This window comes from Pantoea sp. SIMBA_079 (assembly GCF_046940275.1).
GTDB lineage: Bacteria > Pseudomonadota > Gammaproteobacteria > Enterobacterales > Enterobacteriaceae > Pantoea > Pantoea borealis.
The window spans coordinates 1-229 of record NZ_JAWRYR010001022.1 but is presented as its reverse complement, the minus strand read 5'-3'; the positions used below and the strand labels follow the sequence as shown (position 1 = coordinate 229).

1 protein-coding gene is annotated in these 229 nt (G+C 72.9%); it reads left to right on the top strand.

Annotated elements, in window-relative coordinates; all coding sequences use genetic code 11:
* Positions 1-229 (top strand): 6-phosphogluconolactonase (locus SB719_RS23005; protein ID WP_412160167.1); only part of this gene is annotated, 229 nt, incomplete at both ends.

Here is a 229-nt window from a genome sequence, read left to right as displayed (position 1 = left end):
ATGCGCGCCTGCTGCGCGAGACCCTGATCCAGAACAAGGCCGAGAAAGCGCGACTGGAAACACTGACGCGCGCCGGCCGACCGTTCGACGAAGCCGTCGCCACCGCCAACCTGCACGCGCGCCAGCCGGCCGGCGTCGTGGTGCTGGGCATGGGCGACGACGGCCACACCGCGTCGCTGTTCCCCGGCATGGTCGGGCTGGAACGCGCGCTGCAGTCGCCGGCCGCCGC